Raw genomic sequence first — 13,959 nt, 5'->3', positions numbered from 1 at the left:
TGTCAGGGGCGTGCGCCAAGATGGGAGGCGATGACTGGCAACCCGTTGGACGAACCGCTGCGCAAGCTCGTCGGCGACCGCACCGCCAAGGTGCTCGGCGAGCATCTCGACCTGCACACCACAGGTGACCTGCTGCACCACTACCCGCGCCGATATGCCGAGCGCGGGGAGCTGACGCGGCTGGCCGACCTCCCGGTCGACGAGCACGTGACCGTGGTGGCGCAGATTTCCAAGGCCGACAAGCGGACGTACGGCGGCGGCTCGGGCGTACGCCTCGAAGTCGTCGTCAGCGACGGCAGCGGGTCGCTGACGCTGGTCTTCTTCAGCAAGGCCGCCCACGCGCACGCGCACCGGCTGATCCCGGGCCGCCGCGGGATGTTCTCCGGCAAGGTGTCGGTCTTCAACCGGACCCGGCAGCTCGCCCACCCCGACTACCAGCTGCTGGACGCGGACGACGCGGACGACGCGGGCGAGGCGGCGGTCGACGCCTTCGCCAACCGGCTGATCCCGCTGTATCCGGCGTGCAAGCAGATCACCTCGTGGAAGATCGCGCAGGCCGTCGAGACCGCGCTCAACTCGCTGGCGGCCACCGGCTGGGCGGGCGTCGGCGAGCCGCTGCCCGAGGAGCTGCGCGCGGCACGCGGTCTCGCGCCGCTGCCCGAGGCGCTGGAGAAGGTGCACCGGCCGCGGTCGAAGGCCGACATCGCCGCGGCCAGGGACCGGCTGCGCTGGGACGAGGCCTTCGTGCTCCAGGTGGCGCTGGCCCGGCGGCGGGCCGCGGAGTCCGCGCTGCCCGCGGTGCCGCGCCGCCCGGCCGCCGACGGGCTGCTCGCCGCCTTCGACGCGAAGCTGCCCTTCACCCTCACCGACGGCCAGCACACCGTGTCCGACGAGGTCTTCGCCGACCTGGCCACCGACCACCCGATGCACCGGCTGCTCCAGGGCGAGGTCGGCTCCGGCAAGACCCTGGTGGCGCTGCGCGCGATGCTCGGGGTGGTCGACGCGGGCGGGCAGGCCGCGATGCTGGCGCCGACCGAGGTGCTCGCACAGCAGCACCACCGGTCGATCACCGAGATGATGGGCGAGCTGGCGGAGCCCGCGAGCATGCTCGGCGGCTCCGAGCTGGGCACGAAGGTGGTGCTGCTGACCGGCTCGATGGGCACCGCCGCCCGCCGGCAGGCGCTGCTCGACCTGGTGACGGGCGAGGCGGGGATCGTGGTGGGCACCCACGCGCTGATCGAGGACAAGGTCAGATTCCACGACCTGGGGCTCGTCGTGGTGGACGAGCAGCACCGCTTCGGCGTCGAGCAGCGCGACGCGCTGCGGGCCAAGGCGCCGCAGCCGCCGCATCTGCTGGTGATGACCGCCACACCGATCCCGCGGACGGTCGCGATGACCGTCTTCGGCGACCTGGAGACCTCGGTGCTCGACCAGCTGCCCGCCGGGCGTTCGCCGATCGCGACCCATGTCGTACCGGCGGCGGAGAAGCCGCACTTCCTCAGCCGGGCCTGGGAGCGGTTGCGCGAGGAGGTCGAGGGCGGGCACCAGGCGTATGTGGTGTGCCCGCGGATCGGCGACGACGAGGACGCCAAGGCCGCGGCGAAGAAGGCCGACGACGCCGAGCGCAGGCCGCCGCTCGCGGTGCTGGAGATCGCCGAGCAGATCGCCGCGGGACCGCTGAGCGGGCTGCGGGTCGAGGTGCTGCACGGGCGGATGGCCCCGGACGCGAAGGACGACGTGATGCGGCGCTTCGCGGCCGGCGAGGTGGACGTGCTGGTGGCCACCACGGTGATCGAGGTCGGGGTGAACGTGCCCAATGCCACCGCCATGGTGATCATGGACGCGGACCGGTTCGGCGTCTCGCAGCTGCACCAGCTGCGCGGCCGGGTCGGCCGCGGTTCCGCCGCCGGCCTGTGCCTGCTGGTCTCCGAGGCGCCCGAGGCGAGCCCGGCGCGCGGCAGGCTCGACGCGGTGGCCGGCACCCTGGACGGCTTCGAGCTGTCCGAGATCGACCTCCAGCAGCGCCGCGAGGGCGATGTGCTGGGCCAGGCGCAGTCCGGCAGCCGGTCGTCGCTGCGGATGCTGACGGTGATCGAGGACCGGGAGGTCATCGAGCAGGCCAGGCAGGAGGCCGTCGCCGTGGTCGCCGCCGACCCCGAGCTGGCCGCCCACCCCGACCTGCGCAGCGCCCTGGACAGCCTGCTGGACGCCGACCGCGAGCAGTACCTCGACAAGGGCTGAGGCACGGCCCGGGACGGGAGGCGGGCCGCCGCGGGAGCCGACCGCCCCAGGCCGGATAGGGTGCGAAGGGTGAGGCGAAGGCGAAGGGTGGGCAGCAGATGACGCGCGTGATCGCCGGAGCGGCCGGCGGCCGGCGGCTTGCCGTACCGCCCGGCACCGCCACCCGGCCGACCTCGGACCGGGCCAAGGAAGGCCTCTTCTCGACGCTGCAGTCGCTGCGCGGCACCCTCGCGGGCGCCAGGGTCATGGACCTCTACGGGGGCTCCGGCGCGGTCGGCCTCGAAGCGCTGTCGCGCGGCGCCGCCCATGTGCTGCTGGCCGAGGCCGACCCGCGGGCGGCCCGTACGATCCGGGAGAATGCCGCGGCGATCGGCCTGCCGGGCGCCGAGGTGCGGGCCGGGAAGGCCGAGAAGGTGGTCGCGGGACCGCCGCCCGCCGAGCCGTACGACGTGGTCTTCCTCGACCCGCCCTACGACACCCCCGGCGAGGACCTGCGGGAGATTCTGCTCACACTCCTGGCCGGCGGCTGGCTCGCGCCCGACACACTGGTCACCGTGGAACGCAGGACCAGGGGCGGTGACTTCGACTGGCCGGCGGGCTTCGAGGAGCTGCGCTCCCGGCGGTACGGCGAGGCGACTCTTTGGTACGGTCGCGCCGCCCAAGTTACCGCCGGGTCATGAGCCCGCAGAGCGAGGAGCCAGCAATGCGCCGCGCAGTCTGTCCCGGGTCCTTCGACCCGATCACCAACGGACACCTCGACATCATCGCCCGTGCCTCCCGGCTGTACGACGTCGTGCATGTCGCGGTGATGATCAACCAGTCCAAGCAGGGACTCTTCGCCGTCGACGAGCGGATCGCGCTGATCCAGGAGGTCACCGCGGACCTCGGCAATGTGGAGGTGGAGTCCTTCCACGGGCTGCTGGTGGACTTCTGCAAGCAGCGCGACATCCCGGCCATCGTCAAGGGCCTGCGGGCGGTCAGCGACTTCGACTACGAGCTGCAGATGGCGCAGATGAACATCGGCCTGTCCGGCGTGGAGACGCTGTTCGTGCCCACCAATCCCGCCTACAGCTTCCTGTCCTCGTCCCTTGTGAAGGAAGTCGCCCAATGGGGCGGGGACATCTCGCACTTGGTGCCGTCCCCGGTCCTCGAGGCACTGAACACCAAGCTGCGTCAGCGCTAGAGTCTTCGGCGTGGACGTCCAGAAGAAGCTCGATGAGATCGCGGCCACCGTGGCGAACGCCCGGTCGATGCCGATGTCGGCCTCCTGCGTGGTGAACCGGGCCGAGCTGCTCGCCATGCTCGACGAGGTGTCCGCCGCGCTGCCCGACTCCCTCGCCCAGGCCGAGGACCTGCTCGGCGACCGTGAGCAGATGGTCGAACAGGCCAGGGCGGAGGCCCGGCGGATCATCGAGTCGGCCCACGCCGAACGCGGTTCGCTGGTCTCCGACACTCATGTCGCCCGGCAGTCCAAGGACGAGGCCGACCGGATCGTCGCCGAGGCCCGCCGCGAGGCGGACGAGATCCGCGCCGAGGCCGACGACTACGTCGACAGCAAGCTCGCCAACTTCGAGGTGGTCCTCACCAAGACCATCGGCTCGGTCGACCGCGGCCGCGAGAAGCTGCTCGGCCGCCACCCCGACTTCGACGACCAGGGCTACGCCGAGGACGACCCGGACGCCCCGGAGCGCAGCACCGACCCCGAGACGCTGCGCCGCCGCGCCGACGACTACGTCGACACCAAGCTCGGCGCCTTCGAGGCGGTGCTCACCAAGACACTGGAGGCGGTCGGCCGCGGCCGGCTCAAGCTCACCGGGCACAACCCGATCGACGACCTGGCCGCGCAGATCGCCGCGGCCGACGGTGTCGACGCCGACCCGCAGCACCACCACCAGCAGTCCGACGCCGACTACCTGGCGGGCCTCGCCGCCCCCGCGCCCGAGCAGGCCGACCTGGCGCAGTACGGCTACGACCCGCAGCAGCAGCCCGCCGAGCCCCAGCAGGAGCCGGCCTACGGCTACCAGCAGGACGCCTACCCGCAGCCGGGCTACGTCCAGGAGACCGGCGACGGCTACCAGCAGCAGGAATACGCCCAGCAGGCCGGCTACGCGGACCCGTACGCCCCGCAGCCGGGCTACGGCCAGGACCAGGGCTACGACTACGGCCGACAGCAGGGCTACGAGCAGCAGCCCGGCTACGACCAGCAGCAGTATCCGCCGCAGATCCCGTACCAGCAGCAGGGCCAGGGATATCCGCAGCCGGCCGCGGCGCTGGACGAGACCAGCTTCTTCGACACCGGGATGATCGACCTCAACCGGCTGCGGGAGCTGGAACAGGGCCGCTGACCGGCCCGCCGCGGCAGCCCCGCCCTGCTCCGTTTGGGCGGGGGCTGCGCGTCCAGTATCCTGTCACTTCCAGCCGTGTGAATCGCCGGCGCTTCTGCCTGCCCGCCCGCAAGGGACGCGGCAGGCCGTGAACCGAGGAAAGCAGGAGCCCTGAACACCCGCCTTGACCACCGCAACCCGCTCGTGTTCGACACACACGAGCTGGGCAGGCGTCCGGGCGCGATGAAGAAGGTCTCCCGCTCGGTGCCGGCCCCCGACGACCTCGGCATCGCCGACGTCATCGGGGTGCCCAAGGGCGCGACCGTGGAGCTGGACCTCCGCCTGGAGTCGGTCATGGAGGGTGTGCTGGTCACCGGCACCGCCCATGCACCGGTCACGGGGGAGTGCGTAAGGTGTCTGGAGCCCGTCGAGCGCGAGCTGGACGCGGAATTCCAGGAGATGTTCTCCTACCCCGACGCCGACACCCGGACCGCCCGCAGGGACGAAGCCGGTGACGACGCCGAGGACGAGGACGCGCTCGAACTAGAGGACGATCTCTTCGACCTCGAACCCGTGCTGCGAGACGCGGTGGTGCTCGCACTGCCCATGCAGCCGGTGTGCCGGGAGGACTGCGCGGGCCTGTGCTCCACCTGTGGAGCCCGGCTCGCCGACGACCCGGACCACCACCACGCGGTCACCGACATCCGGTGGGCGGCCCTGCAGGATCTCACCGTGGATCCGACGACCCAGCAGAACGGTGCCGGAAACGGCTCCGACGACGATCAGGAGAAGTAGCCGTGGCTGTTCCCAAGCGGAAGATGTCGCGCAGCAACACGCGCCACCGCCGTTCGCAGTGGAAGGCTGCGCCCGTGAGCCTGGTGGCGTGCGAGCGCTGCCACGAGCCCAAGCTGCAGCACATCGCGTGCCCCAACTGCGGCACCTACAACCGCCGTCAGGTCCTCGACGTCTGATCGGCAGGTGACAGGCTCCATGTCAGACGCCTCAGCGCCGAAGCAGGCCGCGACGGACGCCGCGACGGAAACAGCCTCGTCCCACACGCTTCTGGAAGGGCGGCTCGGGTATCACCTCGAGCCCGCCCTTCTGGTGCGTGCGCTCACCCACCGCTCGTACGCGTACGAGAACGGCGGGCTGCCCACCAACGAGCGCCTGGAGTTCCTCGGGGACTCCGTGCTCGGCCTGGTGGTCACCGACACCCTCTACCGCACCCACCCCGACCTGCCGGAAGGCCAACTGGCCAAGCTGCGGGCCGCGGTGGTCAACTCGCGAGCGCTCGCGGGCGTCAGCCGGGGTCTCGACCTCGGCGCGTTCATCCGCCTGGGCCGTGGCGAAGAGGGCACCGGCGGGCGGGACAAGGCGTCGATCCTCGCGGACACCCTCGAAGCGGTGATCGGTGCCATCTATCTCGACCAGGGCCTCGAAGCGGCCTCCGAGCTGGTCCACCGGCTCTTCGACCCGCTCATCGAGGAGTCCTCCAACCTGGGCGCGGGCCTGGACTGGAAGACCAGCCTCCAGGAGCTGACCGCGAGCGAGAGCCTCGGCGTACCCGAATACGTCGTCTCCGAGTCGGGCCCCGACCACGAGAAGACCTTCACGGCTGCCGCCCGCGTCGGTGGTGTCGAGTACGGCACCGGCACCGGCCGCAGCAAGAAGGAAGCCGAGCAGCAGGCGGCCGAGGCCGCCTGGCGCTCCATCCGCAAAACCTCCGCCGCCGCGAGCTGACCGCATCCCCTCCCGGGGTGCGCCCCCGGCCGCGGGGGTCCCGCGGTGCCTCCGCGTCGGGCGGCGCCCCTCCGGGCGCGGGGGTTCTGCGGCTCCGCCGCGGCGGGGGTTGCGCCTTTGGGCGCGGAGAATCTGCCTTGTCGCCGGCTAAGGCGGCGCTTTTCAGCGCTGTGAGGGTCCAGCGGTGCCTCTGCGTAGGGCGGTGCTTTTTAGGGGCGCGGGGAACTGCGCGACAAGCCCCCACCGGGCGCGCGGGTCGTCACCGGCCCGAAGGGGCTGTTCGGTCCTCCCCCAGAGCTTCGCCTGGGGGTACCCCCATCTCGCTACGCTCGGGATCACCGGCCGGTGGGTGGCTGAGCGCGCAGTTCCCCGCGCCCCTGGGGGCATCCCCTCGCGGGAGGGGACCGCAGAGGCACCGCTGGCCCGGAAGGGCACCCCCGGAAGGGGGCCGTTTTCGTGGAGGGAAGGGCATGCCGGAGCTGCCGGAAGTGGAAGTGGTGCGGCGGGGACTGGCGAGCTGGGCCGCAGGCCGCACCGTCGAGACGGTGCGGGTCTTGCATCCGCGTGCCGTCAGGCGCCACGCGGCGGGGGCCGAGGACTTCGCCGCCCGGCTGCGCGGCACGAAACTCGGCGAGCCGCACCGCAGGGGCAAATACCTGTGGCTCCCGGTCACGGGAGACGCGGCCATGCTCGCCCACCTGGGCATGAGCGGGCAGTTCCTGATCCGCCCGGCAGACGCGCCGCCGGAACCGCACCTGCGCGTCCTGTTCACCTTCGCCGACGGCGACGGTACGGACCTGCGGTTCGTGGACCAGCGGACCTTCGGCGGGCTGTCGCTCCAGGAGACGGTGCCGGGGGACCCGGAAGGCCTGCCGCAGGCGCTGAGCCACATCGCCCGGGACCCGCTGGACCCGGAATTCGACGAGGACGCCTTCCACGCGGCCCTGCGCCGCAAGCGCACCACCGTGAAGCGCGCGCTCCTCGACCAGAGCCTGATCAGCGGGGTCGGCAACATCTACGCCGACGAGGCGCTGTGGCGCAGCAAGCTGCACTACGAGCGCCCGACCGCCGGCCTGACCCGCCCCCGTACCGCGGAGCTGGTCCGGCACATCCGCGAGGTGATGGGCGACGCGCTGGCCGCCGGCGGCACCAGCTTCGACAGCATGTATGTCAACGTGAACGGCGAGTCGGGCTACTTCGACCGGTCGCTGGACGCGTACGGCCGGGAGGACGAGCCCTGCCGCCGCTGCGGTACGCCGATCAGGCGCCGCGCGTGGATGAACAGGTCGAGCTACTTCTGCCCGCGCTGTCAGCCGGTGCCGCGCACCGCGTCGTAGGCCCGCTGGGCGGCGAGCACGTCCGGCATCCGCTCCTCGACCAGGCCGATCAGCGCGAGCAGCCGGTCCGCGGTGTCCGCGCCGAGTTCGGTGAGCCGGTATTCGACGTGCGGCGGATTCGTCGGCCGGGCGTCCCTGACGACCAGGCCGTCGCGCTCCAGCGCGTGCAGCGTCTGGGAGAGCATCTTCTCGCTGACCCCGTCGACCCGCCGCCGCAGCTCGTTGAAGCGCAGGGTGTCCTCCCGCAGCGCGCCCAGCGTGAGGCTTCCCCAGCGCCCGGTCACATGCGCCAGCGTGGTGCGCGAGGGGCAGTCCTTCGCGAAGACGTCGAACACGTCCTCGCCGCCCGCACGCGCGGCCTCCTCGATCACCTCAGCCATGGCGGGAGCCTACCGCGGCACAGCGCTGCCCAGCGGATGGCGCTTTCGTTCCGTGAGCGCCTGCGAGCGACCGTGCGCGCCCGTCTGCGCTCGCGAGCCTCGTGAGCGTCCTCAGAAGCCGAAGTCCTGCGTCCACCACGGGCCGCCGGTGCCGAAGTGGATGCCGACGCCGAGAGTCGTGTAGTCGCAGTTGAGGATGTTCGCCCGGTGGCCGGGGCTGTTCATCCAGGCCGTCATCACCGCTTCGGCGTCGGCCTGGCCGCGGGCTATGTTCTCGCCGCCGAGGTTGGTTATGCCGCGGGCCTTGGCGCGGTCCCAGGGGGTGTGGCCGTCCGGGTCGGTGTGGTCGAAGAAGCCGCGGGCGGCCATGTCGTCGCTGAAGGCCTGGGCCAGGCCGTCCAGGGAGGAGCTGGCGGTCAGCGGCTTGCACCCGGCGGTGGCCCGCTCCTTGTTGACCAGCGACAGTATGGCCGCCCTGGCGGTGGTCAGCGTGTCGCTGCTCGGCGTCGTGGCCGGCGCCTTGGTGGTCGGTGTGTGGACCGGGGTGGTGGGCGCGAGCAGCGTACGGGTCGGCGTCGCGGAAGCCGTCGCCGACGGCTTGGTGGCGGCCGGTGTGGCGGAACCGGCGCGGACCGAGGGCGTGGTCGCGGACGGCGCGGCCGTACGCGAGGGGGACGGGCTGCTGCTCGAACCGGGGATCGCGTCGTCCGTGCTGCCCTGCGGCGACGGCTCGTCGCTGCCGGCCCGCACCGATCCGGTCGGGGCGTCGGCCTGGGTGCTGCCCTTGCCGCCGCCGTCGTAGGTCAGGCCGCCGGTCACCGCGGACAGCAGCCCGGACGACGCGGCGACCGCGCCGACCGCCATCACCGCGGACGTGGTCAGCAGCCCGGTGCGTACCGGGTGGTGCTTGCGGCGGCCGCGGTGGCTGTGCGGCGGGCCGGGCTGCGACGCGGCGGGCTGCGCCTGACGGCTGTGTCGGCCCATCGGGTGCGCTCCTCAATGCTTCACGGTGCTTCACCCGTTCGAGTGAAGTCCTGCTGCGGGGCGACTGTAGCGAATCGTGACCGTCGGCGCCGTGCTCCGGTCGCAACCGGTGTACGGCCGACCGGATAACCTCCCCGCATGAACGAAAATGTCCGGCTCACCGCCTGGGTGCGGGGCCGGGTGCAGGGTGTCGGTTTCCGGTGGTGGACCAGGGCCACCGCGCTGGAGATCGGCGGCCTGTCCGGCTACGCGGGCAACCTGGGCGACGGGCGTGTGCAGGTCGTCGCCGAGGGTGACCGTTCCCAGTGTGAGCGGCTGCTCGACTGGCTGCGACACGGCGACACGCCCGGCCGTGCGGAGGGTGTCACCGAAATCTGGTCGGTGCCGCGCGGCGGATACGACGGCTTCGAGATCCGCTGACCCGATCCGGCGATTCGGCGGCCGGGGAGGCGCGTCACCGGGGTGGCCGAGGTTTTGCGATCCGATGGGCACGACCGGTTGCCATACGGCGGATGTCGTGTCAGGCTGCCCCCATCGAGAATGATCTCGACGCCACGCGGGCGGCCCGCGGCGCCTTTGCGCCGTGTTTTCTGAGGCGCACCCGACGACTGGGCTGTGATCGTGTTGACCGTCCCCTTATTTGGTGAGACGCTGGAAGCCCCGCGCATCGTGGCTCCAAGGATTGTTCAGCGGCGGTCACGGCATACACCCTGCGCGGGTGCGTACCCCTCACCCACGACCCAAACCGCTTTCGGTCGGTCACTCAGCGTGGAGGACCATCCATCATGGCAAAGGCGCTTCTCGGTTACGTCGGCGGTCCCGACCCGCGACTCCTCGCCGAGATGCGAAGGCTGCAGCAGCGTGTTCAGGACCTGGAATCCGAGCTGATCCGGATGCAGGCCCAGAACGACGCGCTGACTGTCGCGTCGCACGAAGAGTCGCTGCTCAGCATCGACGTGGCTCACGCGGAGCCCGTACTCGCCTGATCCGGCGTCCCCCGCCTGATCCGGTGTGCACGACACCGCCTGAGACTGTGCAGCAGCTCACAGGCTGACATCACGGCAACTGCAGAAACCGCAAGGGACGCTTCGGCGTCCCTTCGTCGTGGCACCCTCCCCCTCAAGACCGGCCCTGCGCCGCTCCTTACCGTCTGATGTGCCCTGCACATTCCCTGGTGAAACCGCAGGCGGCTAGTAGAGTCGGCGGGCGTGCATCTCAAGAGCCTCACGCTGCGCGGCTTCAAGTCCTTCGCCTCGGCGACGACGCTGCGCTTCGAACCCGGAATCACCTGTGTCGTCGGCCCCAACGGATCAGGCAAGTCCAATGTGGTCGACGCGCTGTCCTGGGTCATGGGCGAGCAGGGCGCCAAGTCGCTGCGCGGCGGCAAGATGGAGGACGTCATCTTCGCCGGCACCACCGGGCGGCCCCCGCTGGGGCGCGCCGAGGTGTCGCTGACGATCGACAACAGCGACGGCGTGCTGCCCATCGAGTACGCCGAGGTCACCATCACGCGGATCATGTTCCGCAACGGCGGCAGCGAATACCAGATCAACGGCGACACCTGCCGGCTGCTCGACATCCAGGAACTGCTGTCCGACTCCGGCATCGGCCGCGAGATGCACGTCATCGTCGGCCAGGGCCAGCTGGACTCGGTGCTGCACGCCGACCCGATGGGCCGCCGCGCCTTCATCGAGGAGGCGGCCGGCGTCCTGAAGCACCGCAAGCGCAAGGAGAAGGCGCTGCGGAAGCTGGACGCGATGCAGGCCAACCTCGCCCGCGTCACCGACCTCACCGGTGAGCTGCGCCGCCAGCTCAAACCGCTCGGCCGGCAGGCCCAGGTCGCGCGCAGGGCCGCCGTCATCCAGGCCGACCTGCGCGACGCCCGGCTGCGCCTGCTCGCCGACGACCTGGTCACCCTGCGCGAGGCGCTGAGCGCCGAGGTCGCGGACGAGGCCGCGCTCAAGGAGCGCAAGGAGGCCGTCGAGACGGAACTGGCCGACGCCGTCCGCCGCGAGGCCCGCCTGGAGGAGCAGGTGCGCGACCTGACCCCGCGGGTCAACGAGGCGCAGGCCACCTGGTACGCCCTGTCCCAGCTGACCGAACGGGTCCGCGGCACCGTCGGCCTGGCAGAGCAGCGCCACCGCCATGCCACCAGCCAGCCCGCCGAGGAGCGGCGCGGCCGCGACCCCGAGGACATGGAGCGCGAGGCCGCCCGCATCCGCGAGCAGGAGGCCGAGCTGACCGAGGCCCTGGACGCGGCGCAGCGCGCGCTGGACGACACCGTCGACCACCGCGCGGAGCTGGAGCGGCGGCTCGCCGACGAGGAGGGCAGGCTGCGCACCGCCGCCCGCGCCATCGCCGACCGCCGCGAGGGCCTGGCCCGCCTCAACGGCCAGGTCAACGCGGCCCGCTCCAAGGCCGCCTCCGCCGAGGCCGAGATCGGCCGGCTCGCCGCCGCCCGCGACGAGGCCCGCGACCGCGCCGAGTCGGCCCAGGCCGAATACGAGGAGCTGCGCGCCGAGGTCGAGGGCCTCGACGCCGACGACTCCGAGCTGGAGGCCCGCTTCGAGGCGGCCCGCGCCGACCAGGCCGCCGCCGACGAGGACTTCACCGCCGCCCGCGAGGCCGCGACCGCCGCCGAGCGCAGCCGGGCCGCGGTCGCCGCCCGCCGCGACGCGCTGGCCCCGGCGCTGCGCCGCAAGGACGGCAGCGGCGCGCTGCTGTCCGGCGGCGGGAACGGTACGGCCGCGGGCGGCCCGCTCGCCGGAGTCCTCGGGCCGGCCGCCACGCTGCTGAGGGTCGCCCTGGGTTACGAGATCCCGGTCGCCGCCGCGCTGGGCGCCGCCGCCGACGGTGTCGCGGTCAGCGGCCTGCCGGCCGCCGCGGAGGCGCTGCGGCTGCTGCGCAAGGAGGACGCGGGACGCGCGGCGCTGCTGCTCGGAGGGGCGCCGGAGGCCGGGCCACGGACCGGCGCGGGAACGTACGGCGGCACGGACTCGTACAGCGGCACGGGGGAGCGGGGGGAGGCCCGGCTGCCCGGCGGTGCCCGCTATGCCGCCGACCTGGTGAGCGCCACCGACGAGCTGGCGCCCGCGGTGGGGCTGCTGCTGCGGGGCGTCGTCGTGGTGGAGTCGCTGGAGGACGCCGAGGTCCTGGTCACCGCGCGGCCCGAGCTGACCGCGGTGACCGCGGAGGGCGACCTGCTGGCCGCGCACACCGCCGTCGGCGGCAGCGCCAAGGCGCCGAGCCTGCTCGAAGTGCAGGCCCAGGTGGACGAGGCGACCGCGGACCTGGCCCGGCTCGAAGAGCAGTGCGCCCAGCTGGCGGACCGCCAGCAGGAGGCCAAGGAGCGGCGGTCCGCCGCGGCCAGGGCGGTCGACGAGCTGGGGCAGCGGCGCAGGGCCGCCGAGAAGGCCAAGTCGTCGGTCGCCCAGCAGCTCGGCCGGCTCGGCGGCCAGGCCCGCGCCGCGGCGGGCGAGGCGGACCGGGCCGCCACAGCGGTCGGCCGCAGCCAGGAGTCGCTCGCCGCGGCCCGCGAGGAGTTCGAGGAGCTGTCCTACCGGCTCAGCGAGGCCCAGGAGGAGCCGGGCGAGGAGGAGCCAGACACCTCGGTGCGCGACCGGCTCGCCGCCGACGGCGCCAACGCCCGGCAGACCGAGATGGAGGCGCGGCTCCAGCTGCGTACGCACGAGGAGCGGGTCAAGGGCCTGGCGGGCCGCGCGGACGGCCTGGACCGGGCCGCCCGCGCCGAGCGCGAGACCAGGACCAGGGCCGAGCGGCGCAGGCTGCGGCTGGCCTACGAGGCGTCGGTCGCCGCCGCGGTGCGGGACGGGGCCCGCGGGCTGCTCGACTGCGTCCAGGTGTCGCTGTCCAGGGCCGAGGCCGAAAGGGTGGCCGCCGAGCAGGCCAGGGCGGAGCGCGAGGCGGAGCTGGGCCAGGAGCGCCGCCGCGGCCGGGAGTTGAAGAGCGAGCTGGACCGGCTCACCGGCGACGTCCACAAGGGGGAGGTGCTCGGCGCGGAGAAGCGGCTGCGGATCGAGCAGCTGGAGGCCAAGGCGCTGGAGGAGCACGGCATGGAGCCGGCGGGCCTGGTCGCCGAGTACGGCCCCGACCAGCTCGTACCGCCGTCGCTGCCGGCCGAGGGCGAGACGCTGCCCGAGGACCCCCAGGACCCGCGCAACATGCCGCGCCCCTATGCGCGCCCCGAGCAGGAGAGGCGGCTCAAGGCGGCCGAGAAGTCCTATGCCCAGCTCGGCAAGGTCAACCCGCTGGCCCTGGAGGAATTCGCGGCCCTGGAGGAGCGGCACAAATTCCTCACCGAGCAGCTGGAGGACCTGCGCAGGACCAGGGCCGACCTGCTCCAGGTGATCAAGGACGTGGACGAGCGGGTCGAGCAGGTCTTCACCGCCGCCTTCCACGACACCGCCCGCGAGTTCGAGGGCGTCTTCTCCCGGCTCTTCCCCGGCGGCGAGGGGCGGCTGCTGCTCACCGACCCCGACAACATGCTCACCACCGGGGTCGACGTCGAGGCCAGGCCGCCGGGCAAGAAGGTCAAGCGGCTGTCGCTGCTGTCCGGCGGCGAGCGCTCGCTGACCGCGGTCGCGATGCTGGTGTCGATCTTCAAGGCCCGGCCGAGCCCCTTCTACGTGATGGACGAGGTCGAGGCCGCGCTCGACGACACCAACCTGCAGCGGCTGATCCGGATCATGGAGGAGCTGCAGGAGAGCTCCCAGCTCATCGTCATCACCCACCAGAAGCGGACGATGGAGGTCGCCGACGCCCTCTACGGGGTGTCGATGCAGGGCGACGGCGTGTCCAAGGTGATCAGCCAGCGGCTGCGCAACGGCCGGCAACGTACCGCCTGACGGCCCCTCCGAGTGGTGGCGGGCTCCGAGCCGGCCGGGACTCCTGGAGATCCAGCCCCCATGGAGGGCCGGAAGCCGGGTACGAGGT

13 protein-coding genes are annotated in these 13,959 nt (G+C 72.6%); 11 read left to right on the top strand and 2 right to left on the bottom strand.

Going from position 1 to position 13,959, the window contains the following annotated elements; genetic code table 11:
* Positions 1–30 precede the first annotated feature (30 nt).
* The 8 genes from recG to mutM all read left to right on the top strand — a co-directional run bounded on the left by recG (position 31) and on the right by mutM (position 7,642).
* Entirely contained in the window at positions 31–2,241 is a 2,211-nt protein-coding gene (gene recG, locus OG900_11640; protein ID WUH90684.1) for an ATP-dependent DNA helicase RecG, read from the top strand.
* A gap of 98 nt (positions 2,242–2,339) precedes the next feature.
* Positions 2,340–2,921: a 16S rRNA (guanine(966)-N(2))-methyltransferase RsmD gene (gene rsmD, locus OG900_11635; protein WUH90683.1), complete on the top strand. Its 582-nt coding sequence runs from the start codon at positions 2,340–2,342 to the stop codon at positions 2,919–2,921.
* 23 nt (positions 2,922–2,944) lie between these two features.
* Entirely contained in the window at positions 2,945–3,424 is a 480-nt protein-coding gene (gene coaD, locus OG900_11630) for a pantetheine-phosphate adenylyltransferase (protein ID WUH90682.1), read from the top strand.
* Positions 3,425–3,434: 10 nt separating this feature from the next.
* Entirely contained in the window at positions 3,435–4,586 is a 1,152-nt protein-coding gene (locus tag OG900_11625; protein WUH90681.1) for an ATP synthase F0 subunit B, read from the top strand.
* Positions 4,587–4,736: 150 nt separating this feature from the next.
* On the top strand, positions 4,737–5,360 hold the full coding sequence (locus OG900_11620) for a DUF177 domain-containing protein (GenBank protein ID WUH95715.1): 624 nt from the start codon (positions 4,737–4,739) through the stop codon (positions 5,358–5,360).
* Between the two features lie 2 nt (positions 5,361–5,362).
* Positions 5,363–5,536, top strand: a complete 174-nt coding sequence (gene rpmF, locus OG900_11615) for a 50S ribosomal protein L32 (GenBank protein WUH90680.1) — start codon at positions 5,363–5,365, stop codon at positions 5,534–5,536.
* Positions 5,537–5,555: 19 nt separating this feature from the next.
* Positions 5,556–6,305 carry a ribonuclease III gene (rnc, locus tag OG900_11610; GenBank protein ID WUH90679.1) on the top strand — a complete coding sequence of 250 codons (750 nt, stop codon included), beginning with the start codon at positions 5,556–5,558 and terminating at the stop codon, positions 6,303–6,305.
* 470 nt (positions 6,306–6,775) lie between these two features.
* Positions 6,776–7,642 (top strand): bifunctional DNA-formamidopyrimidine glycosylase/DNA-(apurinic or apyrimidinic site) lyase, encoded by an 867-nt coding sequence (gene mutM / locus OG900_11605; protein ID WUH90678.1) that lies wholly within the window; start codon positions 6,776–6,778, stop codon positions 7,640–7,642.
* On the opposite strand, the gene OG900_11600 is transcribed toward mutM, so the two are convergent.
* The gene (locus OG900_11600; GenBank protein ID WUH90677.1) at positions 7,615–8,022 is read right to left on the bottom strand and encodes a helix-turn-helix transcriptional regulator; all 408 of its coding nucleotides are present in this window, start codon (positions 8,020–8,022) and stop codon (positions 7,615–7,617) included. The two genes, mutM and OG900_11600, sit on opposite strands and share 28 nt — an antisense overlap.
* A 111-nt stretch (positions 8,023–8,133) precedes the next feature.
* A complete protein-coding gene (locus OG900_11595) occupies positions 8,134–9,006 on the bottom strand; it encodes a CAP domain-containing protein (GenBank protein ID WUH90676.1) in 873 nt (290 codons plus the stop codon).
* A 138-nt stretch (positions 9,007–9,144) separates the two neighbouring features.
* Here OG900_11595 and OG900_11590 point away from each other — a divergent pair, with 138 nt between their 5' ends.
* From OG900_11590 to smc, 3 genes are all read left to right on the top strand, one after another.
* Positions 9,145–9,426, top strand: a complete 282-nt coding sequence (locus OG900_11590) for an acylphosphatase (GenBank protein ID WUH90675.1) — start codon at positions 9,145–9,147, stop codon at positions 9,424–9,426.
* A 365-nt stretch (positions 9,427–9,791) separates the two neighbouring features.
* Entirely contained in the window at positions 9,792–9,992 is a 201-nt protein-coding gene (locus tag OG900_11585) for a hypothetical protein (protein WUH90674.1), read from the top strand.
* A gap of 222 nt (positions 9,993–10,214) precedes the next feature.
* Positions 10,215–13,871 (top strand): chromosome segregation protein SMC, encoded by a 3,657-nt coding sequence (gene smc / locus OG900_11580; protein WUH90673.1) that lies wholly within the window; start codon positions 10,215–10,217, stop codon positions 13,869–13,871.
* The last annotated feature ends 88 nt before the right edge of the window (positions 13,872–13,959 follow it).

It is taken from the genome of Streptomyces sp. NBC_00433, assembly GCA_036015235.1.
Lineage (GTDB): Bacteria > Actinomycetota > Actinomycetes > Streptomycetales > Streptomycetaceae > Actinacidiphila.
The sequence above is the reverse complement of the archived record's forward strand: the minus strand, read 5'-3'. Positions and strand labels throughout refer to the sequence as shown.